Here is a 24,263-nt window from a genome sequence, read left to right as displayed (position 1 = left end):
CATTGGACATCCCCCGACTAGCGGGACGTCGTTGACGAGCGGAGCGTAACCGTGACGGGCCGGTCTGCGGCCACGGCGGCGAGTCGGGCCGCGGGCTCCGGCCGGGCCGCCACGAGGACGAGCGGCGCGTCGGACGACGAGCCGGGCGAGGCGCTGCCGGGCGAGTCGGGCATGAGGACCGACAACACGGGAACCTCGCTGGCCAGGACCTGTTTCGCAGGCACGTCCGCGGTGCCGGCTCCGGGCACGACGATGTCCACATGCGATCCGGCGTGCAGCAGTGAAGCGATGTCCGGATCATTCAGTCTGACCGGAACGGTCACGGTGCCGTTGGGTGTGGGCGTGCGGTCCAGCAGCCGGGCATCCGTGACAGGTTCACCCTCGCGAGCGACACCCACCAGGTGTTGGCCGGTGACGGCGTCGGGTTTTCGCAGGGCACCGGACGGCCGGAGGTCGACGGGGACGTCGACGACGCGGACGTCGCCGGCTCGCAGCGTGCTGCCGAGCGAGACGTCACGGGCGAACACGAGCGTCGGCAGGGTCGTGTCGTCGCCTGCTGCGGCGGGGCGTGCGGCGATCAGCACCGCGAGGAGGAGGAGTGCGGCGGCCATTACTCGGCGCAACACGGGCACGGGCCGTGCGCGCAGTGCGGCCGCCAGCTGCGTGACACGGCGTGCGAAGGGAGTGGCCACGATGCCTCCTCGTCGATCGGGCCGGACGGGGTCGTCTCGGCCCGATCGACGTTAGGAAGGCGTGGCGCCGCCGCGGAAGTACCCGACGGCCGACCTGTGGATAACCGGGTGGTTGTGGACAACTGCCCCGCCGAGCTGTGTCGGCGGGGCATCAACCGACCGGGCAGCAGCCCCGGCGCCGACGGCCGGGCAGCAACCGGATCGGCTCACTCGTTCCCGCCGTTCGCCACGTCAGGAGGCTGCCGCGTCAGGAGGCGGCCGGTCAGGTGGAGGCGGTGTCAGGAGGCGGCGGTTCAGGTGGAGGCGGGTGCCGACGCGGAGGTCGACGTGGAGCTCGACGACGTCGACGAGCCGGAACCCGACGAACCAGACGAACCCGACGAAGACGAGGAGGAGTCGGACGACGAGGACGAAGCCGACGACGAAGCCGAGGAGTCCGCGCTCGAATCGGATGTCGTGCCGGACTCGGCCGACGACTTCGCGGGCGCCTGCGAGCCGTTCGAGCTCCCGTTGCCGGAACGCGAGTCGTTGCGGTAGAAGCCGCTGCCCTTGAAGATCACGCCGACGGCCCCGTACAGCTTGCGCAGCATGCCCTGGCACTCCGGGCATTCGGTGAGGCTGTCCTCGGAGAACGACTGGACCACCTCGAACTGGTGGTCGCACTGCTTGCAGGCGTATTGATAGGTCGGCACAGGTGCTCCTTCAGGCGTTGGCACTCGACTCCTAAGAGTGCTAACGAGATTGTGCTCTACCGCATTCCGGCGTGGCAATCAGGCCCAGGTCACACCGCGATCACCGGTCCGCCCTCGCCACCGGTCCCCGGGCCCGCCGAGGCTACGCGGCAGGCAGTGTGACCAGGCCGTTTCCGGGTGTGAGCACCGCGTGCATCCGGACGTCGTGAGTCTCGGCGGGCAGCCGGTCCACCAGTTCGTCGTCGCGTACGACCGCCACCAGCCGGGCTTCGGGACCGGTGAACACGAGTGACCGGTCGTAGAACCCCGCGCCCTTGCCGAGCCGCGCACCCTGCCTGTCGACGGCGAGCGCGGGCACGAGCACCAGCGCCGCGTCACCGACCGCCGCCGCGCCCAGTCGCGGGCCGCCCGGTTCGAGGATGCCGCGGTAGCGTCCCGGCACCAGGCTCGCCGTGCCCGTGTACTCGGCCCACTCCAGCGGGCCGGGATCGTCGGGCACGATCGGCAGCAGCACTCGGGCGCCGGCGTCGCGGAGCACGTCGAGCAGCCCGAGCGAGCCGGGTTCGGATCCGAACGGGACGTAGCCGCACACGGTCGGTGACCGCAGCCCGTCGAGCAGGCCGGGAACCGCAGCCGCGAGCGCGCCGGCCTCGGCGACCTGCTGCTGGGCCGACACGGCGGAACGGGCTGTGCCGATCGCGTGGCGCCACTCGCGCTTGTCCGCTTCTCCCGTCGGGTGCTGGGGCGTGTTCACGGCCTTCCTTTCCGGGCGGATCCCGTGTCGGTGGGAACGTCGAGCCGGCGACGCGCCGGTGAATGCGCCGCGAATGGGGCCTTGTGCGCATTTCCTCGTCGCCGACTGTCGCCGCCAGCCTGTCATTGTCGGCTTGTATCGCACGTTCAGGCTAGGCTTCACGCCTATGACCGGTCCCAATACTACGAACACCTTCCGCACGGCCATCGTCCCCGCGGCGGGCCTCGGGACCAGATTCCTTCCGGCCACGAAGGCCGTCCCGAAGGAACTGTTGCCCGTGGTGGACACGCCGGGTATCGAGCTGGTCGCGGAAGAGGCCGCCGAAGCCGGGGCGCGGCGCATGGTCGTGGTGACCTCGCCCGACAAGCAGGCCGTCGTCGACTACTTCCAGTCCCGCCCCGATCTCGAAGACGCCCTCGAGAAGAAGGGCAAGAGTGCACTGCTGGAGAAGGTGCGCAGGGCGCCGGGGCTGATCGACGTCGACGTGGCGATCCAGGAGGAGGCGCTCGGTCTCGGTCACGCCGTGGCGCAGGCCGGACCGGCGCTGGCCGACGACGACGAGGCGGTGGCCGTCCTCCTGCCGGACGATCTGGTGCTGCCCTCGGGCGTGCTGACGAAGATGGCCGAGGTGCGCCGGCGGTACGGCGGCAGCGTGCTGTGCGCGTTCGACATCCCGAAGGCGGAGATCTCCCCGTACGGCGTGTTCGACGTCAGCGACACCGACGACGGCGACGTCAAGCGCGTGCACGGCATGGTCGAGAAGCCTGCGCCTGCGGACGCGCCGTCGACCTACGCGGCGGCGGGCCGGTACCTGCTGGACCGTGCGATCTTCGACGCCCTGGAACGGATCGGCCCCGGCAGCGGCGGGGAGCTGCAGCTCACCGACGCCGTGGCGTTGCTGATCGAACAGGGGCATCCGGTGCACGTCGTCGTGCACCGCGGCTACCGGCACGACCTCGGGAACCCGGGCGGGTTCCTGCGGGCGGCCGTGGACTTCGCGCTGGCCGACGACGACTACGGTCCTGCGCTGCGTGACTGGTTGAAACAGCGAATCGAGAACGTCGACTGATGAGCGAACTCGAGCCGACCACCACGGTGACCGCCGTTCCGGATCTGCCCGCCGAGGATTTCCGGCCGGTCGCCGAGCAGCTGAACCGTGCCCTCTCGGCGGCGGTGCGCCCGAATCCGGTGCGGGTCGCGATCTCCGAGTCGCAGGGACTGCCGTGTGCCGAGGAGGTCGTCGCCGAACAGGCGCTGCCCAGTTTCGACCAGGCGGCCGTGGACGGCTACGCGGTGCGCAGCGTCGACGTGCGCACCGCGGGTGAGGAGCCGGTGCAGCTGCCGGTGGTCGGTGAGATCCAGGCCGGTTCGCGGCAGCCGCGGCGGTTGCAGCCCGGACAGGCGGTGCGGGTCGCCACGGGCGCACCACTGCCGACCCTCGCGGACGCGGTGGTGCCCACGGCGTTCACCGACGGTCATCAGGCGAACGTGACGGTGCAGCGGGCGGTCCCTTCGGCGGGCTACGTCCGCCGGACGGGCGAGGACGTGCAGATCGGCGACGTCGCGGTGCGTGAAGGCGACACGATCGGCTCGGCCCAGGTGGGCCTGCTGGCCGCGGTGGGCCGGTCGAAGGTGCTGGTCTACCCCAGGCCGCGGGTGTCGATCATCTCGGTGGGTGACGAACTCGTCGACGTCGACCGTACGCCGTCGGTGGGGCAGGTCTACGACGTCAACTCCTACGCGCTGGCGGCTGCCGCCCGCGATGCGGGAGCCGAGGTCAGCCGGGTGGGTATCGTGCCGCTCGATCCGAAACGACTGCGGGAGACGGTCGAGGGCAGGCTGCTGATGTCCGAGGTGGTCGTCGTCGCGGGAGGGGCAGGCGGAACGACCGGCAACGAGGTGTACGCAGCCCTGTCCGACCTGGGCGACCTGGACGTGCGCCGCATCGCCATGCACCCCGGTTCCGTGCAGGGCTTCGGCAGGCTCGGCCCCGACTCGGTGCCGACGTTCCTGCTGCCGGCCAACCCGATGAGCGCGCTCGTCGTGTTCGAGGTCATGATCCGTCCACTGATCCGCGCGGCTCGTGGCACCAGGAATCCGCACCGGCGTGCGGTCGACGCGCGGCTGTTGTCGCCGGTCGCCTCCACGGCGGGCCGCAAGGGGTTCCTGCGCGGACAGCTGCTGCGCGACGAGACCAACGGCGAGTACCTGGTGCAGCCGCTCGGCACCTCGGGTGCGCACCTGCTCGCCTCGCTGGCCGAGGCGAACTGCCTGATCAACGTCGACGAGGAGCTCACCGAACTGCCCGCGGGCGAGCAGGTCAAGGTGACCTTCCTGGCCCAGCGGGCCTGACCCGGGAGCGCCGCGGGCGATGTCGGAGGCGGAGCCGCTCGGCGAGTCACAGCACCCCGGTTGGCCCGCCCGCCCGGTGCCGCTGGTCGTCGACGGGGCCGAGGTGCGGCTCCGGCCGGTGCGCTGGCGCGATGCGAGTGCGTGGAGTCGGCTGCGACTGCGCGATCGCGATTACCTCGAACACTGGGAGCCGACGGCGGCCGGCGCGTGGGAGGAGCGCAACTCCGGGTGGGCGTGGCCGCCGCAGTGCACGTCGTTGCGCTCGCTGGCCCGTCGTGGGCAGTGCCTGCCGCTCGCGATCGTCGTCGACGGTGAGTTCGCAGGTCAGATCACGGTCGGCAACATCGTGCGGTCGGCGCTGCGGTCGGCGTGGGTCGGCTACTGGGTCACGTCCGACCTTGCGGGAAGGGGAGTCGCGACGGCGGCGGTCGCGATGGTGACGGACCACGCGTTCGGCCCGGGACGACTGCACCGGCTGGAGGCAACGGTGCGCCCCGCGAATGCGGCGAGTGTCCGGGTGCTCACCAAGGTCGGCTTCCGTAGAGAAGGCCTGTTCGAGCGTTATCTCAACGTGAAGGGTGAATGGCGCGACCATCTGGTCTACGCCATCACGGCGGAGGAAACAGGTGGCGGCCTGGTGGAACGCCTCGTAGCCGCAGGTCGTGCGGCGCACCTCCATTCGAGTTAATTGTCCGCGCTCCTGCTACCTGATCCAGTGACAGGAATCAAAGATGGCCCCGGCGCGTCTCCGGGTCTTCTGTTACTCCTGTGACTAACGTGGTGATTTGTCAGCGTGGAGACAAAGCGCTCTGCGGACAACGGGGAGTGGGGCGGCCCGAGGGCTGCGCGGCAACGCGAACGACCGACAGGTCGGGAGGTGACGGGAGATGCCAAGCTCGTTGATCATTATCGGGCTCGCCGCTGCGTGGCTTGTCGTTCTCGTTCCCATGGTGGCGCGGAAGCGCCAGGAGGTCACACAGACCAGCGATGCGGCGCTGGCGGGCCGGATCGTGCGGAGCGGTACGCGCAACAACGGGCGAAGGGAGTTCGCCATGACCCGGAACGCCGGCACCCGTGGTGGCCGTGGGGACGACGAGTTCGACGACTCCGTCGACTACGCCCACAGCGACACCGACGGCGACACCGAGGACGACGCTGTCGCCGGCATCGACGACTACGACTATGACTACGACGAGCCCGGCGAGGCCGACGAGCCGCCGGACAGCCGGGAGCGCCGGTACGCCCGCCGTGCCGACGCGGGTGAGTCCGACCTCGACGAGCCCGGCGCAGGCGGTCGTGGCGAGTCCGCACCGCGGCCCTACCGCCCTGGCCGAGGCGGGTTCGACCCGGAGGCCGCCGAGATGAACGCGCGCGCCAAGTACGCGTACCGCCAGCGGGTCGTGCTGTTGCTGCTGGTCGCGGCCGTCGTGAGCGCGATCGTCGCCGCGGCCGTGCTGCCGATGCTGTGGTGGTTGCACGGCGCCGTCGACGTCGCTCTCGTCGGCTACCTCGCGTACCTGCGCCGGCAGGTCCGCATCGAAGAGGAGATCCGCGAACGCCGGATGGCCCGCTACTCCGGCAGCCCTCGCAAGCGTGCCGCCGAGCCCGAATGGGACGACGAGGACGCAGCCCACCGTGACGTGCGCTCCCTCCGTGACGCCCGCGACTCCGCCGAGCTGCGCCACGACCGCGACGCCGACCGGTCCGAACCGCCGCGCCGCGACCGCCACGGCCCCGAACTCGTCAACGTCGAACGGCGGCGCGCGCCGCGGCCGCCACGGAACGCCGTCGTCGTCGACATCGACGACGAGGATCCCGCGTTCCACGAACTCGGCGACCCCGGCGAGCTGCCGTACCGGCGGGCCGTCGGCGAATAAGGACGAGCGAACGGGAAACGCCGAGGCCGAGGGGTGGCGGTCGTACCGCCACCCCTCGCACCGTGTCGGGGCAGGGTACGGCTCAGTCGCCGGTCGCGTCGCCGGTGCGGGAGAACCCGCGGGCGCCCGGCGCCAAGGCTGCGCAGGCCGGGACGGTGAAGCAGACGACGGCGGTGGCGGCGAGAACCGCGCCCGTGCCGAAGGTGCTCATGGCCGGTCCGATCAGCGCCAGCCCGACGGGGGCCAGGCCGTAGGACAGCAGGAAATCCAGCGACGACACACGTGCGAGCTTGTCGGGCGTGACCTCCCGCTGGGTCGCGGTGAACCACGGGACGTTGAACAGCTCGATCCCGATACCGGCCACCACGTACGCCCCGATCACCACCGCGGGGTGCAGCGGCACGAGCAGGCTGAGGGGTGCGAAGCCGTAGCAGGACAGGCCCGCCAGCGCCGCCCAGCCCTGCGCCCTCGGCCGCCATCGCGAAACGATCACGGCGCCGACGAGCGCACCCGCCGTGTAGGCCGTCAGTGCGCCCGCCAGCACCGCTTCCGTACCGTAGGTATCCCTGCTGACTAGGGGCAACGCGACGTTGGTCGCGGAGTAGCCGGTGGCGATGACGGCGGTGAGTGCGCCGAGCCCGGCGAGGAACCACGGGTGCCGCCGCGCCTCGCGTACGCCGTCGGCGAACTCGACGTGCAGGGGTGCGCGGGTGCGCAGTGGCTGCGGCTCCACGGTTCCCCGTGGCGGTGCGAGGGCTGCGGCCAGCCACAGTCCCGCGGTGCCGATCAGCAGCGCCGAGGTGCTGACGACGGTGGCCAGCAACGCCGTCAGGCCCGGTGCGACGAGTGTGGTCACGCGTACCGAGAACGTCGTCGCGGCGTTGGCCTGTTGGCGCCGCGGCTCGTTGACGACCTCTGCGGTCAATGCCTGGAACGCGGGCCGGCACGAGCCCTGTCCCGCGCCGACGACCGCCGCCGCGGCGGCCATGAGCGTGACCGAACCGCCGAGGCCGGCGGCGATGAGTGGCGTGGCGAGTGTGGCGGCCATCGCGGCCCACAGCACGACGGCGCGGCGGGAGTAGCGGTCCGCGAGCAGCCCTCCGACGGGTACCGCCACCACGAAGCCGACGGTACGTGCGGCCAGCACGATGCCGAGCCCCGCCGCGCTCAGGCCGCGGTCGAGCACCGCGAGGCCGAGGATGAACGGCAACGCCCACGTGGCGACACCGGACGCGGTCGTCCCGCACCACAGTCTGAGGAACGCGGGGTCGAGGAGGACGGAGCGCCGGCGCGCGGCGGTGCCGGACGTGCTGGGTGGTGGTGTGGACACGAGGTGGTGAACTCCCGGGTCGGTGGGTGCGGCCTCAGGCCGCGGCGGACTGTGGTGCGGGCACGCGATTCCATGCCATGCGGCACCACGGCAGGTCGAGCTCGTCCGTACCGGACACGTCGACGGGAGCCAACTCGGCCACGTCGACGGCCTCGCCGTGGCGGGTGAAGACCGAGTCGACATAGCGATGGCCGGTGTCGGGCGCGACGAACAGCACCGTGCGCCGCGTGTCGCGGAGGCGTTCCCACCGGGCCGCGAGGTACGCGGCGCCGCTGGACAGGCCCGCGAACGTGGCGTGCCGCCGCAGCAGATCCACCGAACCCGCCAGCGCGGCGGTGAATCCGACCCAGTGGACCACGTCGTAGAGCTCGTGATCGACGTTGCCGAAGGGAATCGAACTGCCGATGCCGGCGATGATGATGTCGGGGTCGGTGACGTGTGCGCTGCCGAACGTGACGCTTCCGAACGGCTGCACGCCGACGAGCGTCGCGCCCTCGTCGTCGCGGCGCAGATATCGCGCGAGCGCGCCGGTCGACGCCCCGGAGCCGACGCCGCCGACGATCGTCAGCGTCGCCGGGTCGACCTCGTGGGCGATCCGTTCGGCGACGGCTCGATAGCCCAGGTAGTGGATGCCGTCGTGATACTGCCGCATCCAGTGGTAACCGGGATTGTCCCGGAGGATCTGCTGGATGCGCCGCACCCGCCGATCCTGGTCGAGTTTCAGGTCGGTGGACGGCTCCATCTGTTCGAGCCGGGCTCCGAGTACGGCCAGCTGGGTGCGCACGCTCTCGTCGACGGTGGTGGAACCGACGATGTGGCACCGCATTCCGTGCCGGTGGCACGCCAGAGCGAGGGCGTAGGCGTAGATGCCGCTGGAGCTGTCGACGAGCGTGTCACCGGGCCGTACCGCCCCGGTGTCGAGCAGATGGCGGACGGCGGCGTCGGCCGAGACCACCTTCATGCTCTCAAAGCGCAGGCAGACGAGGTTGTCGTGAAGCCGGATCAGGTCGGGACGCCCGATGGCGTCGGCGACGTGGTCGTCCATGGTCACGCTCCCAACTGGTCGTACCGATGCGGAAGTGGCCGGTCACGGGGATACCGCTGCTTTCGAGGAGCCGAGCGGCGCGGCGGAGCCGGTCGTCGATGTCGGGTACTGCGGCGTCGAAGACGAGGCCGGCGACGTTGCCGCTGTGGGCGACCTGCACGCCGGCGGCCCCTTCGCGGTCGGCGATGCGTTCGAGCTCGGGCAGCTCCTCCTTCGGGAGGATGCGCTGGTTGTAGCGGGCGCTGATCGTGCAGACCCGTCCCAGTTGTGCGGCGTCGGACTCGGCCACGGCATTCCGCAGCAGACTCCGCAGGTGCTCGAATGCGTAGACCTCGTCCTCGGGCGGTGCTGCGCGATCGAACCCGAGCGTGTCGACGGGTTCGCCGCCACCGGTGATGCACCCGAGGATGATCACGGCCGGCAGCGCGGCCCCGAGTTCCTCGAGTACCCGGCCCTCGCGCTGGGCGAAGAGCCGCGGGCGTTCGTCGAGCATCACCGGATCACACGCGCGTTCGGCCTGCACCGCGAGCGCGGCGATTCGCTCCGGTGCGAGCGTGGTGTCGAAACTCGCCGCCACTGCGCGGATCGTGGCGATGGTGTCGCTTGTGGACGAACCCATGCCGATGCCGACCGGAACGTCGCCGTGCAGCCGGAGGTGACCGCCCGGCGTGGTCCGCGCAGCTCCGGCGGTGCAGAACGCGGCGGTGAGCCGTGCGGCGTCGAGCGCCTTCGTCCGGTCGCCGGGGGTGACCGTGAACAGGCCGTGTGAGTCGGGGCGGAACTCCGCGTGCGCCCGCCGGTGCAGTACGGGCACTGTCACCAGTGCCCGGCGCCGGTGGCCGCGGGTGTCGAGGAAGACGCCCTGGACGAGCTCGCCGTGGTGGCTGCACGCCTGCCCGTGACCGACGTTCATGCCAGCCCCTCCGCGCGGTAGCGATGCAGCACGGTCGGATCGGCGCTGAACTGGGAGAACGGGAACGGCTCTGCCGACAGTGCGGTGACGCCGTCGCCCAGGAACGCCCTGGCCACCGCCGACCCGCTCTGCGCGTAGACGATCAGCGGGATCTCGCGGTCGCGGCACCGGTCGAGGATCGGGTCGAAACTGCCGTTGCCGAGCGTCATGCCCGTGGCGACGACGGCGTCCGCGACGTCCAGGACATCGGACATCGAGTCGGTGACCGGCTGCCCCCACCGGGTTTCGCGCAGGTTCAGGTCGCACGGCAGGCACGTGCCGCCACGGTCCTCGATGGCGGCCACGAGCGGGTTCACGACGCCGATCAGTGCGACCTTCGTACCGCGTTCGACGTCGAGGAGCCCGGCGATGGCCGTGTCGCGCGCCTGTGCACGGACCTCGGGGGTGCCGGACGGCAACGTGACGGTGTCGTCGGCGGCATGGGGCTGTTGGTGACCGAGGTAGGCGTCGAGTGCCGCGATGCGCACAGGGAGCCGCGGGTCGGTCAACAGCTCGCTGAGCGGCCGGCCCGACATCTCGCCTGCGACGTCCGGGTCGAGTTCGCCGCTTTCGAACGCGCACGCGCCGAAGGCGCCGCCGACCCGCACGAGGACGTACTGGTTCAGATAGGTGACGTGGCCGCCGGCGAGCCGCGTGCCGTGGTGCAGCCAGAACACGCTGGTGGCCGTGAGCGAGGCCGGGTCCGGACCGTGACGACCCGCCGCGACGTCGGTGAACAGGTCCTCGACGGTCATGCCACGCCACCTCGCCTCAGCCGGAACAGGTAGGTCAGCACGCCGTCGTTCCAGTCGTGGCGGTGGAACACCTCCGCCTCGAAACCGGCTGTCACGGCATGGCGGATGATCGCGGGCATGTCGGCGGTGTTCGACACGACGACGAACACCTCACCGCCGGGCGCCAGCAGGTCGCGGTGTGCGAGCTGCTCGAAGAACGTGGCCAGCAGCGGTGCGCCGACACAGACGTTGCGGACCACGTCGGGGTCGGTGCTGACGGCCTGGCTGACCGCGGGCGGGTTGAACGTCACGACGTCGAGGCGGGTGCCCGCCGGCACGCCGTCGAAGACGTTCCCGGCTGCCGGGACGAACCGGGTGCCCTCCCGCTCACCGACGAGGCGTTCGTAGTTCCGCCGGGCGGTGTGGACGCTGTCGCCGTGGACGTCGAGGGCGTAGACCTCACGCGCGCCCCGCAGTCCGGCGACGGCGGTCTCCACGCCGAGCCCCACTCCCATCGCGGCGTAGGTCCGGCCGCGGACGTCGATGGTGTCGTCGAGCAGGCGTTCGTGGATCATGCGGCTGGTCGCGCCGGGCATGAACACACCGGGTGGAACGTCGAAGTCCCATCCGTTCCACGCGTAGGTGCGGTGGGTGTGCAGGTCGGCCTTCGGCTGGTTGAGGGCGATGATCCGCTCGGCCGGAAGCGGGGGCGGAAGCTGTTCGATCAAGCTCGAGGTCACGGCGGGCTCCAAGGTGTGGACGATCATCGGGTGTACGGAGCGGCGTTGCGGGGATCTTCAGCGTCCGATCCCGCGCAGGTACTCGGCGAGTTCCTCGGCGGCGTCGATGTTCCTCGGGCCGCTCACGGCCTCGCCGTAGTCGAGCACGTGGAAGCGGTCGTTGCGCACCGCTGGGGTCGAGGCGAGCGGCGGATGTGACTTGAGGAACGCGATCTTCTCCTCGACGGGCTGGTCGCCGTAGTCGACGACGGTGATGACCTCGGGATTGGCCTTGACCACGGGCTCCCAGCCGACGGTCGTCCACCGTTGCTTGAGGTCGCTGAAGATGTTCTCGCCGCCTGCGAGGGAGACGATCGCGTTCGGCGAGGCCTGGTTCCCGGAGGTGAACGGCTGGTCGGTCCCCGAGTCGTAGATGAACACCCTGGCCGGGTCGCCCTCGGGCCTGCTGCTGCGCAGCTGCTCGGCGCGCCGTTGGATGTCGGACACGAGCTGCTGCGCGCGGTCCTCGACGTGGAAGATCCGCCCGATCTGCCGCAGATCCGTGTAGAGCGCCTCCATCGGAGGCACGGTGACGGGGTTCTCCCCGTAGTTGAAACAGCTCTCGGTGAACTGGTACGAGCTGATGCCGACCTCGTCGAGTCGCTGCGGGGTGATGCCGCGCTCCTCGCTGAACCCGGATCCCCACCCGGCGAGCACCCAGTCGGCCTCGGCGTCGACGACCGTCTCGAAGCCCAGGACGTCGGTGGAGAGCGTCTCCACGGAACGGTAGTCCTCACGGTAGGGCGAGCGTTCCACGGCGGGGTCGGCGGTACTCGGCATGACGATTCCGCGCATCCGGTCGGCGAGCCCGAGCGCGAACATCTTCTCCGTGGCGCTCATGTCGTAGGCGACGGCGTTACGCGGCAGCGGATAGGTGATCTGCTTGCCGCAGTTCTCGACCGTCACGGGCCGGGGCCCTTCTCGGGCGTTCCGTTGCACGTCGGCTCCGCAGGCGGTGGTGAGCAGACAGGCGGCCAGCAGGACAGGAACGGACTTGGTCGTCGCTGTCACGGGTGTGTTCCTCCAGGGGTGGGTTCATCGGGACCGAGGTGATAGACGAGTTGGGGGACGCCGGTGACCGGGTGGCGGACGATGTCGGGCCGCACTCCGAAGGTGCGATCGATCAGGTCAGGGGTGAGCACATCGGACGGTGGGCCGTCGTCGGCGACCGTGCCGTCCCGGAGCACGGCGAGCCGGTCGCACGCGGCGGCCGCGAGATTCAGGTCGTGCAGTGCGACGACGACCGTGAGCCCGCACGTACGGAGGAACGACAGCAGCTCGACCTGGTGGCGGACGTCGAGGTGGTTGGTGGGCTCGTCGAGGACGAGCACCGCCGGTTCCTGTGCGAGAGCGCGCGCGATCAGTACGCGCTGACGCTCACCGCCGGACAGCGACAGCACGCCACGGTCGGCGAGATGGGTGACGCCGACGCGGTGCATCGCCTCGGCGCAGACGTCGCGTTCGCGCCGGCCGAGCGCCGCGCCGCCGCGGTGATGCGGGTAACGGCCGAGTTCCACGATCTCGGTCACGGTGAAGTCGAGCTCGGGACTGCCGTCCTGGGTGACGGCGGCCACGGCGCGTGCGCTGTTCCGCAGGGAAAGGCCGCCGATGTCGGATCCGTCGAGCAGGACCGTTCCCGTCGTGGGCTCCAGGGCGCGGTAGATGCACCGCAGCGCCGTCGACTTGCCGCTGCCGTTCGGCCCGACGAGTCCGACCACGTCGCCCGCTCCCACCGTGAGGTTCAGCCGGCGCACGAGGGCGGTGCCCGCGATCTCCACCGTGACGTCGTCGAGTGCCACGTCCATGTCAGCGCCCTCCGAACAGGTAGCCGCGGCGGCGGAGCAGGAGGACGAAGACCGGAACGCCCACCAACGCGGTGATGACGCCGAGGGGCAGCTCACGAGGGGCGAACATCGTCCGGGACGCGAGGTCGACCCACACCAGGAAGACGGCGCCCGCGAGCGGCGCGATCGTCAGCACCCGCCGGTGGCTCGCGCCGGCGACGATGCGCACGAGGTGCGGCATGACGAGTCCGACGAACCCCACGGCGCCGCTCACCGAGACGAGAGCTCCGGTGACGACGGCGGTGAGCAGGAAGAGCATGCGGCGCAGTCGCGTGGTGTCCAGGCCGAGTCCGGCGGCGGATTCGTCGCCCATGGCAAGGACGTCGAGCGAGGGGCCGCTCCTGAGTAGCGTCACGACGGCGACCACGACGGCTCCCGCGGCGACGGGCAGCGATTGCCACGTCGCGCTGCCGAGACTGCCCAGCATCCAGAACATCACCGACCTGGCCGTCTCCCCGAAGGGGGCGAAGAACACGATGACGCTCATCAGCGCCTGGAATCCGTAGGCGAGGGCCACGCCGGTGAGCACGAGGCGCAGCGGGGTCAGGCCCGCCCTGGTGTGCGCGGCCGCATACACCAGGGCGGAGGCGAGCAGCGCACCGAGGAACGCCGCGGTCGAGAGCGCGTAGACCCCGAGACCGGCGAACAGGCCGAACGACACCACCGCGCTCGCCCCCACGGATGCGCCCGAGGACACGCCGAGGATGAACGGGTCGGCGAGCGGGTTGCGCACCATCGCCTGTACCGCGACGCCGATGACGCTGAGGCCCGCACCGACGATCGCCGCGAGCACCACCCGCGGCGCGCGGACGTCCCAGACGATCGAGTACTGGGTGACGTCCTCGGCGCCGATCGTGCCTCCGGTCAGCGCTGCGCCGAGATAGCGCAGCGTGTCGGGGAGCGGTATGACCGCGGAGCCCAGTGAGATACCGGCGACCACCGAGCCGAGCAGGGCCACCGTGAGGACCGCCACGGCGGTGGCCGTACCCGACCGGGACGTGCCCGGCCGGGACGCGGGCGGACGTGCCGTTGCGGCATGCCCGACCGGCGTTCTCGTCGTGGTCGTCACGTCCGATCCTTCCGGGTCACGGTCGCTGACCTCCCGTCGCCGACTGCACGTCCGACGCCAGACAACCGCTGAGGACGCTGGACGTCGATGGGACGCCGACAGTACAAATGAAAATCATTTTCGTCTAGAAGTCGGCGTTGGTCGCGAGTGCGATCGCCGTCGGCTTCGGCGATGCGAACCCATGGATGGCCCGCCGTGGCCTGGGACGACGTTCCGGAAGATGTGTCGCGGTGACCCGGGTCTCACGCCTTCGGCCGCCGACCGTCCGCAGGTCGCGCGCGACGGACGCCGGGGCGACCCCCCGGCGTCGAGGGTCGTGTCCGCCTTGCTATGCTGGTCTCGCTTCACCAAGGGGCTGTAGCGCAGTTGGTAGCGCGTCTCGTTCGCATCGAGAAGGTCAGGGGTTCGATTCCCCTCAGCTCCACGCACAAAAGGTCCGCGCCCACAACGGGCGCGGACCTTTTGCGTTCCGCACGTTGATTACGGGGTGGACTCCGCAGGGTGCTCCCGGTTGACGTCTCAGCGGGCTCCTACTCGCTTGAGGGTCTTGAGCATGGTTGTCAGGACCTTGGCCCACAGGCTGTGGGGAATCCCGGCGGGCGGGGTGAAGCCCTGGATGCGTTGGTGGGCGACGGTCTGGGGCTCGGTGTATTTCAGGATCCCCTCGGCGCCGTGGCGGCCGATTCCGGAGTCGCCCATGCCGCCCATCGGGGCGTCGATGCTGCCCCACGCAGCGGCGAAGGCGTCGTTGACGTTGACGGTTCCGGCACGTATCCGGGCCGCCACCGCCCGTCCCCTGGGGCCGTTACGCGTCCAGACACTCGCGTTGAGGCCGTACGGCGTGGCGTTGACTCGTGTGATCGCCTCGTCGAGGTCCCGGTAGGGGTAGATCGTGACGACGGGGCCGAAGGTCTCGTGGTTGTAGAGCGTCATGTCGGGGGTGACGCCGGTGAGCACGGTCGGCTCGAAGAACAACGGTCCGAGATCCGGCCGCGACCGGCCCCCGGCCAGGACTGTCGCGCCCTTGCCGACGGCGTCCTCCACGTGTGCGGTGACGGTCTCGAGTTGGGCCGTCGTGGTGAGGCAGCCGACGTCGCAGCTGTAGTCGTACGCGGCGCCGAGACGGAGTTTCCGGGTGCGTTCGGCGAATGCGGCGACGAACGTGTCGAGGAGCGCTTCGGGCACGTACAGCCGTTCGATGGACACGCAGAGCTGGCCGGCCGACGGGAAGCACGCGGCGACGGCTCCGTCGGCGGTTCGGGAGATGTCGGCGTCGTCGAGTACGAGCATGGCGTTCTTGCCGCCGAGCTCAAGGGAGGCGCCGATGAGACGCTCGCCGGCGTCGCGGGCGATCCGACGGCCACTGTCGGTGGAGCCGGTGAACATCATGTAGTCGGCGCCCGCCATGAGCGCACCGCCGATGGAGCTGCCGCGCCCGATCACCATCTGCCACACGCCGTTGGGCAGTCCGGCTTCGTGCATGAGTTCGAGTGCCCACAGGGCGGTCAGCGACGTCTGGGTGTCGGGCTTCTGCACGACCGCGTTGCCCGCCATGAGTGCCGGGAGGGCATCACCGGCGGCCATGCTCAACGGGTAGTTCCACGGGGAGATGACGGTGACAACGCCCTTGGGATGGTGCAGCTCCGTGGTGTGGGTGAGCAGCGGGATCGCGCCGCGTCGCCGCCGGGGCGCGAGGAGCTTCGCGGCGTTGTTGGCGTAGTAGCGGGCGGTGATGGCGATGTCGGAGACTTCGAGAAACGCGTCGCGACGGGTCTTGCCGCTTTCGGCCTGCATCAGATCCAGCGCCTCGTGTTGGCGGGCCAGCACGAGATCGTGGAAACGCAACAGGATTCTCTTGCGTTCACCGATGGTCATGGCGGCCCAGCTCGTCTGCGCGGAACGAGCGCGCGTGAACGCCTCCTCGACGTCGGACGGTGTCGAGACCGGCAGGTCGGCCAACGGCGCACCGGTGTAGGGAGCCGTAGTGGTGACGCGCTCGGCGCCGGGCGTCGTCGTGACCCGATCGGCCAGGCGTCGCAGGGCCGCCGGGGTGATCGATGGCGGCAACGCACCCGGCTCCGTGGAGGCGAGGGTCGAGGTGTCGGCGGCTGCGGTGGTCATGGTCGGTCTCCGTGTGCGAAGTGTCGATCGGGACGGGGGCGTGCGCGACCCGTGCGGGTGCCCACCTCGATCCGTTCGTCGGGTGGGCACCCGCGGGCCGGTTACCGGTGCCGCTACTGCAGCGCGTTTCGCAGTGCGTCGATCGCGAGGTGGCGGGCGACGTTGGCGGCACGGGTGTCCCGCAGGCTGTCCAGGAGCAGGAAGTCGTGGACCATGCCGGCGACGCGGACGGAGGTGACGTCGACGCCGGCCTCCCGAAGCTTGTTGGCGTACTGTTCGCCCTCGTCACGCAGGACGTCGGCCTCGTCGGTGATGACGAGCGTGGTGGGCAGACCCTTGAGGTCGTCGAGCGATGCCTACAACGGCGAGGCGTACTTCTCGGCGCGCTGGGCCGGGTCCGTGGTGTACTGGTTCCAGAACCACTTCATGCCCTCGCGTGTGAGGTAGTACCCCTCGGCGAACTGGATGTAGGAGGGCGTGTCGAAATCCGCGTTGGTCACCGGGTACAGCAGCACCTGGGCGTTGAGGTCGATACCGCCTCGTTCGGAGTTCATCAGAGCGAACACCGTCGACATGCAGCCGCCGACGGACTCCCCGGTGACCGCGACGCGACTCGTGTCCAGGCCGTACTCCGCGCCGTGCTGCAGCACCCACTGGCCCACCGCGTAGTTCTGCTCGACCTGGGTGGGATAGCCCTTCTCCGGTGCGCGATCGTAGACCGGGAACACTCCGGCGGCGCCGGCACCGACAGCCAGTTCCCGGAAGAGGCGGTCGTGGGTCTTGTCGTCGCCGAAGACCCAGCCCGCGCCGTGGATGTAGAACACCACCGGAAGCGGGCCGGTCACGCCCTTGGGCCGGATGATGCGAGTGGGGACGGTGCCCCACTGCCCGGTGTCCACGTCGACCCACTGTTCGTCGACGTCCGGACGCGGCACGCCTTCGCCGCTCTGCAGATCCCGCAGGATCTGCCGACCCTGTTCCGGCGGAACTTCGTAGATGCGGGGGTGTGGGTCGGTCGCTTCGGCCAACTCTTTCGCGGCCGGTTCGAGGTACGGGGTGATGGGAGCTGGAATCTCGGTCATCGTTTTCTCCCTCTGCGGTGGCGTTGTTTTCCGGCGGGGAACCCGCGTCCGCGCCGGTGATTCCGGATCCGGGCTCACTCCTTTCGGGAAACGTCGGTGATGATGCGGCGTGCGAGCGCAGCCGACGAGCCAGGGTTCTGTCCGGTGTAGAGATTGCGGTCGACGACCACTTTGGACTTCAGCGGGAGGCCGGACGTGTAGTCCGCACCCGCCTCCTTGAGCCGGTCCTCGAGCAGCCACTTCGCCTTCCACGCGAACGGGTTGAGCCGCTCCTCGACATTCGACAGGCCGGTCATCGTGTAACCGGCGAACGGCCAGCTGCCGTCGGTGTTCCTGGCGGCCAGTGCTGCCGCCGGGGCGTGGCACAGCAGGGCGAGTGGCCGGGCCGCGTGGAGTCGTTTCGTCAGCAGCGCGCCGGATACCGGGTCCACGGCGAGGTCCTCCATGGGTCCGTGCCCACCGGAGTAGAAGACGACGTCGAAATCGTCAGGGTCGACAGCGGACAGCTCGGTCGGGGCGTTCAGCACGGGCGCGAGCCGGTCGAGTTGCGCCTTCAGCTTCTTGGCTGTGCGGGGCGGAACGCCGCCATTGATCCCGAGGCTGAGCTTGTCGACGACCGGCTGCGCGCCTGCGGGAGTGGCGAGCGTTACCTCCCACCCGGCTTCGCCGAACAGCGTGTAGGGAACGACGAACTCCTCCGCCCAGAACCCGGTCGGGTGCTGCGTGCCGTCCTTGAGCGTCCACACCCTGGCGGCCGAGAGAACCTGCAGAACCCTGGTCATCGCTGAACTCCTCCGTAGCTGTCGGTTGCGGCCGGCCGGTCAGGCCGCTTCGGGGACCGAGTAGGGAACGGGCAGGTGCAAGGCGAGTTGGCCTTCGGTGATCACGTCCAGCCGGATCGTGCGAATCGGCTCAAGAGAGCGCAGATCGTCGGTCATCCGGCCCTTACCGAGCTGCAGGTCGACACCGCGAGGAAGTGTCGCGCTGCCGGCTGAGAGCACGTTGGTCTGACTCAGGGTCGAGTGCCATGCCCCGGCCAGGGAGGTGTACGACGTGAGGCTCGACACGCGCTCGCCGCTGGGGTACCGATGCTGCGCGGGGGTCGGCGCGGAGAACGCCAGGTCTGTCTCGCCGGCGTCGCCCGCCACCCGTCCTGTGGCGCGGCGGGAGTCGATGTCCACGTCGAGTTCGGTCACCCATTTCGGAAATCCGTAGGCGTCGTGACCGCGGACCTGAGCGATGTCGGTGTTGACCGGAAGCGACAGCACGTAGGAGTCCAGATGGTCGTTCTTCAGGGCTGCGGCGAGGTCGACGGCCCGGAGCCGGCCGTGTCGGGCAGGCCGCACGGCGACACCGACGGCGGCCTCGGTGTAGAAGTCGATGTCGCACACCTCGTAGCGAAAGAAGATCACCGATGCCAACCCGACGCCCGGGACGACTTCCAGTGGCGCCAGCTCCCGGGGCAGCCGGGCGCGGATCGCACGGGAACGGGCCAGCATCGTCAGTCGCGCCGAGGACATGCGGTAGTAGAAGTTCGGAGTCAGAGTCGGACCGATCGGCGAATCGACCCTCGTCTTGGGTAGGCGCCGGAAGAAATCGACGCTGCTGACCCGGGGATCGCGAGCGACCTCGTCGAGATCGGGGTCCATCCGGTACCGGTCGAACAGGCCGCCCTTCGGCACCGTGACCGCACGGCCTCCCAGATCGACCTCGACCGCGTCCTGATGTGTCGATGCCATCGCGGGTTGCTCCCTCGCCTCAATGTGTACAGTGCTCACATACGTTAGCCCGAAAATGTAAGCACTGTCAACACCAAGGCTGAACCCGCCGACTCCGGCGTAAACACGACTGAGTGTCAGCCTTCGGCCGTGGTGGTGACAGCGTCGCTGACCTCGGTCATCCAGATACCCGAAGCCGACGGTGCTTATACGTCAACGCGTCACGGCGATTCGGATGCATCCATCGAGCACGCCGCCTCCTCGGTCCTGTCCACCCGGCGCTCGCGGCCCGATCCGGAGAAGCCGGGGCGCGATGCCATGTCCGGTCGGTACGTCATGTTGACAGTGCTCACTTTGTCGCCTAATGTGTGCACTGTCAACATCTTGTGGATCGCGCTTCGAACGGAGTCGTCATGAAGGCAGTCACGATCACGGAACCCGGTGGGCCGGAGGTTCTGGAGTGGACGCAGGTCGACGATCCGGTGCCGGCCAATGGGGAAGTCGTCGTCGATGTGGTGGCCAGTGCGTTGAACCGCGCCGACGTCATGCAGCGGACGGGCTTGTATCCGCTGCCGCCGGGGGCGTCGCCGTATCCGGGGCTCGAGGTTTCGGGACGCATCAGCGCTCTCGGTGAGGGGGTGACCGGCTGGCAGGTCGGCGACGAAGTCTGCGCGCTGTTGACGGGAGGCGGCTATGCGGAGAAGGTCGCCGTGCCCGCGGGGCAACTGCTGACGGTGCCGCAGGGGGTCGGGTTGATCGAGGCGGCAGCCTTGCCGGAAGCAGTCGCCACGGTGTGGTCCAACCTCGTCCTGGCCGCCGGCCTGAAGGAGGGTGAGACCTTCCTCGTGCACGGTGGCACCGGGGGTGTCGGTACCGCGGCGATCCAGATCGCCAAGGCACTGGGTGCGCGTGTCGTGACGACCGTCGGCGGCCCCGAGAAGGCCGAACGGGCTCGCGAACTCGGCGCGGACATGACCATCGACTACCGCACTCAGGACTTCGCCGAACACGGCCCCTACGACGTCATTCTGGACGTGGTCGGCGGCCGGTACCTCGAACGGAACGTCCGGGCACTGGCGGCCGACGGACGTCTGGTCGTCATCGGTCTCCAGGATGGGCTGACCGCGGAGCTCAACCTCGCGGAGCTGGTCTTCAAGCGCGCTTCCGTGCACGGCACGACGTTGCGTACGCGGCCCCCGGAGCAGAAGGCGGCCATCGTGGCCGATGTCCAGAACAAGGTCTGGCCGATGGTCGAGAGTGGAGCCGTTCAACTCGTGGTCGACCGGGTTCTTCCCATGGCGGAGGCCGGCGAGGCTCACCGGTTGATGGAAGCGGGCCTGCACATGGGCAAGATTCTGTTGGTGACCGGCTAGCGCTCTCCTCTCCGGGACCGGCGACGACGCCCCTACGGTGCCGGCCGGTCGCGGATGGGTTGATCTTCCATCAGGTCGAGCCGATGCCAGGCATCCTCGCATTCGGCCAGCGCGGCGCGTACTCCCTCGGTGTCCGACGCGGCGATTTCGGCGGCGATGGCGTGCGCGGTGGTCAGTGCCGCGGCCATCGACGGGAAGAGTGAGGAGCCTTCGCTGGGGACGACCACGACGTGGTCGCCGGCGGCCGCCAGGGGCGTGGAGCGCCGGTCGGTGATGACACAGATCGTTGCGCCACGGTCCTTCGCGAGCCGGGTGGCCTCGAGGATCTCTCGCGGCAGACGCCAGACGTTGACGACGAGGAGACAGTCGCCCGGGCCGAGCTTGAGGATCTGATTGACGCGGACGGTGCCGCCCGTGCCGTCACACGCGATGTCGATCCGCATGAAACTGGCCATGTGGGCGAGCACGATGCCGGGTGCCAGGAAGCTGCCGGACGCGATGATCAAGGTGCGTCCGGACCGGCGAATCGTGTCGGCCACCGCGCGGATGGTCTCGACGTCCACGGTCCGGGCTGCGAGGGCGATGTTGTCAGCATCCTGTTGGAAGGCCGACTGCACGGGATCGCCCGCTGAATCCGCGTGTTCGGTGAGGACTTCGCTCGCGCCGAGGCCCCCCAGATACCGGTTGCGGAGCTCGAGCTGGAGATGGGACCAACCGCTGAACCCCAGTCCCTGTGCCGTTCGCGTGACCGTCGAGATGTTCACCCCTGCTCGGTCGGCGAGGTCGCGCGCAGTGGCGTACGACGCGAATCGGGGTTGTGAGTTCAGCACCTGGACGACCCGCGACGCCTGCGTTCCCAGCGGGTTCTGACGAACGAACTCATCGATCCAGGTTTCAACGGACATCGATGCCCACTCTAAGCGGTCCCGGGGGCGGCGGAGGCATGGCGCAACGATCGATGCGCAACAACTATTGCAAATCACTGGTCATGCATCTTAATGTTGCGTCGATCGTGTGGTGACCACCACGTGCGGCGGACAAGGGAAGTGCCAGATGACCAGGTTGTTGCTCACCGAGGCGCACGTCCTCGACCCCGAGACGGCGGATCTTTCCGACAGCTCATGGATCGAGGTGGCGGGCGGCCGCATTGCGGATGTCGGCACCGGGCGGGCGCCCACCGTGCCCGACGGCGTGCCGGTACTGCGGCTCGGCGGGGCCACCGTGTTGCCCGGTCTGATCGATGCGCACGTGCACGCCGTACTGACCTCGGCCGACGCGCACGCGGTCGCCGGCTGGTCGCCGTCCTATCGGACCGCCAGAGCCACATCGGGGTTGGCCGCCATGCTCGAACGTGGGTTCACCACCGTGCGCGACACCGGAGGTGCCGACCACGGCCTGGCACAGGCGGTGGAGGAAGGGATCATCACCGGTCCCCGGATCGTGTACGGCGGCAGCGCCATCAGTCAGACCGGCGGACACGGCGACTTCCGTACCCGCGACGAGGACTCGGTTCCGTGTTGTCAGACCAAGGTCGGCGGAGGCCGGATCGCCGATGGTGTCGGTGAGGTGCGGCGTGTCACCCGTGACGAGCTGCGCAAGGGCGCCAGCCACATCAAGATCATGCTCTCGGGCGGGGTGGCCTCACCGAACGACGAGGTGAGCGCTGTGCAGTACTCCGAGGAAGAAATTCGGGCCTTCGTGGAGGAGGCGACGAACGCCAACCGGTACGTCACCGGGCACGCGTACCACGCCAGGGCGATCAACCGAGGACTGGCGAACGGCGTGCGGTGCATCGAACACGGCAACCTGCTCGACGACTCGAGCGTCGAACTGTTCCTGGAGCACGACGCCTGGCTGGTGCCCACGCTGATCACCTACGACCGCCTTGCCGCGGACGGACCGAAGTACGGTCTTCCGCCCGGCTCTCATCGCAAGGTCTACGAAGTGCTCGACGCAGGCCTCGGTGCACTGGAGAAGGCGCATCGAGCCGGGGTCAACCTTGCCTACGGCACCGATCTGCTCGGTGCGATGGGCGCCTACCAGCTCCACGAATTCCGCGTCCGCGGACAGGTCCAGCCCGCCGCCGACGTCGTCCGGTCGGCGACGGCCGACGCCGCCCGTCTGCTCGGGATGGAGGGTGAGGTCGGAGTGGTCGCCGGCGGTGCCCACGCCGACCTCCTCGTCGTCGACGGAAACCCGCTGGAGGACCTGGAGGTGCTCGTCAACTCTGCCGAAACCCACCGCTACGTCATTCAGGGCGGCCGGATCGTCGTCGGCCGATGCCCCTGACCGCCATCTGAAATCCGGCCAGGGCGATATCGACCTCGGGCCGATTCCGGGACCCTCGGAGGAACCGTGCAGACCGCTCATCTGGCCATTCTCATTGGCTACCTCGTTGTGATGCTCCTGATAGGCGCCTACTTCTCCCGGTCGAGCCGGGTCAGTACCGGCGACGATTTCATCTTCGCCGGGCGTGCCCTTCCGCGGCCGGTCCTGGTCGGTACGCTGTTGGCTACCTGGGTCGGGTCCGGAACAATCGTCGGCGGCGCGAATTTCGCCTACAACTACGGACCGCTCGCGTCGTTCCTGTTCTCCGCCGCCACCCCACTCGGCATCGTGGTGCTCTACTTCGCCGCGGCCAAGATCCGAGCACGGTCCACGTACACCGTGCCGGAGCTGCTGGAGGCGCGTTACGGCGTCGGAGTACGCATGCTGGGTGCGGTCGTCATCCTGCTCGCCTACGTCGGCATCACGGCTTACCAGTTCATCGGGGGCGGGCACATCATCAGCCTGCTGACGCCGCTGTCGCAGACGCAGGCCACCCTCCTGGTGGCCGGCGTCGTCACGTTCCTCGCCGTGGGTGGTGGCCTGCTCAGCGTGGCCTGGACCGATGCTGCCTCGGCACTGCTGATCGTGGTGGCGCTACTGGTCAGTGTGCCGATCGTGATCTCCCAGATCGGATCCCCCGCGGACTATTGGGACCAGCTTTCCGCATCGTCGCAATCGCTCACCGGTGGTCTTTCCACGATGCAATTGCTCGGGTACTTCCTGCCGCTGTTCTTGTTGATTCTCGCGGACCAGAATCTCTACCAGCGGTTGACCGCAGCGCGGGACCAGGGCACGGCGCGAAGCTCGACGGCCGGCTTCTTCTTCGGCGCGTTCGTCGTCATGATTCCGGTCGGCATTCTGGCGTCGGCTGCTTCGATCCTGCTCCCCGACCTGGAGACCGGGGACACCGCCGTCCTCTCCCTCGCCTCCGAGGGGGTCGTGCCGACCGTGATCGGCGGGATGGTCCTGGCCGGAGCTCTGGCTTTCATCGTCACCACCGGAACGTCGTTCATGCTCTCGGTCGCCGGCAATGTGGTCTACGACTTCTACGTACGGCACGTTTCCCGGGAAGTCTCGGACAAGGCGCGACTGAAGCTCCACCGGCTGACGGTCCTCGGCATCGCGGTGCTGGCCTACCTGCTGGGAAGCTTCTTCCCGAGCGTTCTGGAGCTGCAGATCCACTCGTACACGATCTACGGCGTGGCCGTCACCCCGGCGGTTCTGGCCGTGCTCTTCTGGCCGCGGGTGACCAAGGTCGGCGCGTTGGCGAGCATGGTCGTCGGCACAGCGGCGGTGCTGATCTGGGAGTTCGCGCTGGACAAGCCCCACGACTGGAACTCCGTGCTCATCGCGTTGCCGCTTTCCGTGCTCGCGCTCGTGGCCGGGAGCCTCACGAGCAGGCCGCCTGCGATCGAGCCGATGTCCGACGAGAGCGCGAGCGGCCGGTGAACGAACGCCGGCGGGCGTGAGGCCACCCGTCGCCGGCCGAGATCGCTGGCCGACTCAGGCGAGGTTCACATC

At 69.4% G+C, this 24,263-nt stretch carries 22 protein-coding genes, 1 tRNA gene and 2 pseudogenes; 9 read left to right on the top strand and 16 right to left on the bottom strand.

Annotated features, from left to right (window positions below; translation table 11 throughout):
- Positions 1 to 17: 17 nt before the first annotated feature.
- Entirely contained in the window at positions 18 to 692 is a 675-nt protein-coding gene (locus LY12_RS13235; protein ID WP_253856455.1) for an SAF domain-containing protein, read from the bottom strand.
- Between the two features lie 297 nt (positions 693 to 989).
- On the opposite strand from LY12_RS13235, the gene LY12_RS26115 reads away from it, so the two are divergent.
- Positions 990 to 1,229 (top strand): hypothetical protein, encoded by a 240-nt coding sequence (locus LY12_RS26115; RefSeq protein WP_308292130.1) that lies wholly within the window; start codon positions 990 to 992, stop codon positions 1,227 to 1,229.
- 14 nt (positions 1,230 to 1,243) lie between these two features.
- Here the strand turns inward: LY12_RS26115 and LY12_RS26110 are convergent.
- Positions 1,244 to 1,384: pseudogene (locus tag LY12_RS26110) on the bottom strand (FmdB family zinc ribbon protein); the annotation flags it as partial.
- A gap of 142 nt (positions 1,385 to 1,526) precedes the next feature.
- A complete protein-coding gene (locus LY12_RS13225; protein ID WP_253856446.1) occupies positions 1,527 to 2,138 on the bottom strand; it encodes a 5-formyltetrahydrofolate cyclo-ligase in 612 nt (203 codons plus the stop codon).
- A gap of 166 nt (positions 2,139 to 2,304) precedes the next feature.
- On the opposite strand from LY12_RS13225, the gene LY12_RS13220 reads away from it, so the two are divergent.
- The 4 genes from LY12_RS13220 to sepX all read left to right on the top strand — a co-directional run bounded on the left by LY12_RS13220 (position 2,305) and on the right by sepX (position 6,367).
- On the top strand, positions 2,305 to 3,207 hold the full coding sequence (locus tag LY12_RS13220) for a UTP--glucose-1-phosphate uridylyltransferase (protein WP_253856444.1): 903 nt from the start codon (positions 2,305 to 2,307) through the stop codon (positions 3,205 to 3,207).
- On the top strand, positions 3,207 to 4,490 hold the full coding sequence (glp, locus tag LY12_RS13215) for a molybdotransferase-like divisome protein Glp (RefSeq protein WP_253856442.1): 1,284 nt from the start codon (positions 3,207 to 3,209) through the stop codon (positions 4,488 to 4,490). The genes LY12_RS13220 and glp overlap by 1 nt, the downstream gene beginning before the upstream one ends.
- Positions 4,491 to 4,509: 19 nt before the next feature.
- Positions 4,510 to 5,178 carry a GNAT family N-acetyltransferase gene (locus LY12_RS13210; protein WP_253856440.1) on the top strand — a complete coding sequence of 223 codons (669 nt, stop codon included), beginning with the start codon at positions 4,510 to 4,512 and terminating at the stop codon, positions 5,176 to 5,178.
- Positions 5,179 to 5,377: 199 nt separating this feature from the next.
- Complete coding sequence (gene sepX / locus LY12_RS13205) at positions 5,378 to 6,367, top strand: divisome protein SepX/GlpR (protein WP_253856438.1); 990 nt, start codon at positions 5,378 to 5,380, stop codon at positions 6,365 to 6,367.
- An 82-nt stretch (positions 6,368 to 6,449) separates the two neighbouring features.
- Here sepX and LY12_RS13200 read toward each other — a convergent pair whose 3' ends face one another.
- The 8 genes from LY12_RS13200 to LY12_RS13165 are packed head-to-tail and all read right to left on the bottom strand — an operon-like array spanning position 6,450 to position 14,120.
- Complete coding sequence (locus tag LY12_RS13200) at positions 6,450 to 7,697, bottom strand: MFS transporter (RefSeq protein WP_253856436.1); 1,248 nt, start codon at positions 7,695 to 7,697, stop codon at positions 6,450 to 6,452.
- Positions 7,698 to 7,731: 34 nt separating this feature from the next.
- A complete protein-coding gene (locus tag LY12_RS13195) occupies positions 7,732 to 8,742 on the bottom strand; it encodes a pyridoxal-phosphate dependent enzyme (RefSeq protein ID WP_253856434.1) in 1,011 nt (336 codons plus the stop codon).
- Positions 8,663 to 9,655 carry a GHMP family kinase ATP-binding protein gene (locus LY12_RS13190; RefSeq protein ID WP_253856432.1) on the bottom strand — a complete coding sequence of 331 codons (993 nt, stop codon included), beginning with the start codon at positions 9,653 to 9,655 and terminating at the stop codon, positions 8,663 to 8,665. The genes LY12_RS13195 and LY12_RS13190 overlap by 80 nt, the downstream gene beginning before the upstream one ends.
- Complete coding sequence (locus LY12_RS13185) at positions 9,652 to 10,449, bottom strand: Rossmann-like domain-containing protein (RefSeq protein ID WP_253856430.1); 798 nt, start codon at positions 10,447 to 10,449, stop codon at positions 9,652 to 9,654. The genes LY12_RS13190 and LY12_RS13185 overlap by 4 nt, the downstream gene beginning before the upstream one ends.
- Positions 10,446 to 11,168 carry a methyltransferase gene (locus tag LY12_RS13180; protein ID WP_253856427.1) on the bottom strand — a complete coding sequence of 241 codons (723 nt, stop codon included), beginning with the start codon at positions 11,166 to 11,168 and terminating at the stop codon, positions 10,446 to 10,448. Before LY12_RS13180 ends, LY12_RS13185 begins: the two co-directional genes overlap by 4 nt.
- A gap of 57 nt (positions 11,169 to 11,225) precedes the next feature.
- Positions 11,226 to 12,218 carry an ABC transporter substrate-binding protein gene (locus LY12_RS13175; protein WP_253856425.1) on the bottom strand — a complete coding sequence of 331 codons (993 nt, stop codon included), beginning with the start codon at positions 12,216 to 12,218 and terminating at the stop codon, positions 11,226 to 11,228.
- Positions 12,215 to 13,012, bottom strand: coding sequence for an ABC transporter ATP-binding protein (locus LY12_RS13170; RefSeq protein ID WP_253856423.1), 798 nt, complete (start codon positions 13,010 to 13,012; stop codon positions 12,215 to 12,217). The genes LY12_RS13175 and LY12_RS13170 overlap by 4 nt, the downstream gene beginning before the upstream one ends.
- 1 nt (position 13,013) lies before the next feature.
- Positions 13,014 to 14,120: a FecCD family ABC transporter permease gene (locus LY12_RS13165; RefSeq protein ID WP_372493507.1), complete on the bottom strand. Its 1,107-nt coding sequence runs from the start codon at positions 14,118 to 14,120 to the stop codon at positions 13,014 to 13,016.
- A 351-nt stretch (positions 14,121 to 14,471) separates the two neighbouring features.
- Here LY12_RS13165 and LY12_RS13160 point away from each other — a divergent pair.
- Positions 14,472 to 14,544 (top strand) — tRNA-Ala (locus LY12_RS13160).
- Positions 14,545 to 14,639: 95 nt separating this feature from the next.
- Here the strand turns inward: LY12_RS13160 and LY12_RS13155 are convergent.
- From LY12_RS13155 to LY12_RS13140, 4 genes and pseudogenes are all read right to left on the bottom strand, one after another.
- Positions 14,640 to 16,241, bottom strand: coding sequence for a succinic semialdehyde dehydrogenase (locus tag LY12_RS13155; protein WP_253856422.1), 1,602 nt, complete (start codon positions 16,239 to 16,241; stop codon positions 14,640 to 14,642).
- 113 nt (positions 16,242 to 16,354) lie between these two features.
- Positions 16,355 to 17,323: pseudogene (locus LY12_RS13150) on the bottom strand (alpha/beta hydrolase).
- Between the two features lie 74 nt (positions 17,324 to 17,397).
- The gene (locus LY12_RS13145) at positions 17,398 to 18,105 is read right to left on the bottom strand and encodes a type 1 glutamine amidotransferase domain-containing protein (RefSeq protein WP_253856420.1); all 708 of its coding nucleotides are present in this window, start codon (positions 18,103 to 18,105) and stop codon (positions 17,398 to 17,400) included.
- Positions 18,106 to 18,144: 39 nt separating this feature from the next.
- Positions 18,145 to 19,062 carry an acetoacetate decarboxylase family protein gene (locus tag LY12_RS13140; RefSeq protein ID WP_253856418.1) on the bottom strand — a complete coding sequence of 306 codons (918 nt, stop codon included), beginning with the start codon at positions 19,060 to 19,062 and terminating at the stop codon, positions 18,145 to 18,147.
- Between the two features lie 392 nt (positions 19,063 to 19,454).
- On the opposite strand from LY12_RS13140, the gene LY12_RS13135 reads away from it, so the two are divergent.
- On the top strand, positions 19,455 to 20,414 hold the full coding sequence (locus LY12_RS13135) for an NAD(P)H-quinone oxidoreductase (protein ID WP_253856416.1): 960 nt from the start codon (positions 19,455 to 19,457) through the stop codon (positions 20,412 to 20,414).
- Between the two features lie 32 nt (positions 20,415 to 20,446).
- Here the strand turns inward: LY12_RS13135 and LY12_RS13130 are convergent, their stop codons facing one another.
- A complete protein-coding gene (locus LY12_RS13130) occupies positions 20,447 to 21,319 on the bottom strand; it encodes a MurR/RpiR family transcriptional regulator (protein WP_253857357.1) in 873 nt (290 codons plus the stop codon).
- Positions 21,320 to 21,467: 148 nt separating this feature from the next.
- Between LY12_RS13130 and LY12_RS13125 the strand changes: the two genes are divergently transcribed.
- Complete coding sequence (locus LY12_RS13125) at positions 21,468 to 22,703, top strand: metal-dependent hydrolase family protein (RefSeq protein ID WP_253856414.1); 1,236 nt, start codon at positions 21,468 to 21,470, stop codon at positions 22,701 to 22,703.
- A 111-nt stretch (positions 22,704 to 22,814) separates the two neighbouring features.
- Positions 22,815 to 24,191 (top strand): sodium:solute symporter family protein, encoded by a 1,377-nt coding sequence (locus tag LY12_RS13120; RefSeq protein WP_253857355.1) that lies wholly within the window; start codon positions 22,815 to 22,817, stop codon positions 24,189 to 24,191.
- The last annotated feature ends 72 nt before the right edge of the window (positions 24,192 to 24,263 follow it).

It is taken from the genome of Prauserella alba (genome assembly GCF_024171735.1).
Lineage (GTDB): Bacteria > Actinomycetota > Actinomycetes > Mycobacteriales > Pseudonocardiaceae > Prauserella > Prauserella alba.
Note: the sequence above shows the minus strand (reverse complement) of the source record. Positions and strands in the feature narration are given on the sequence as shown.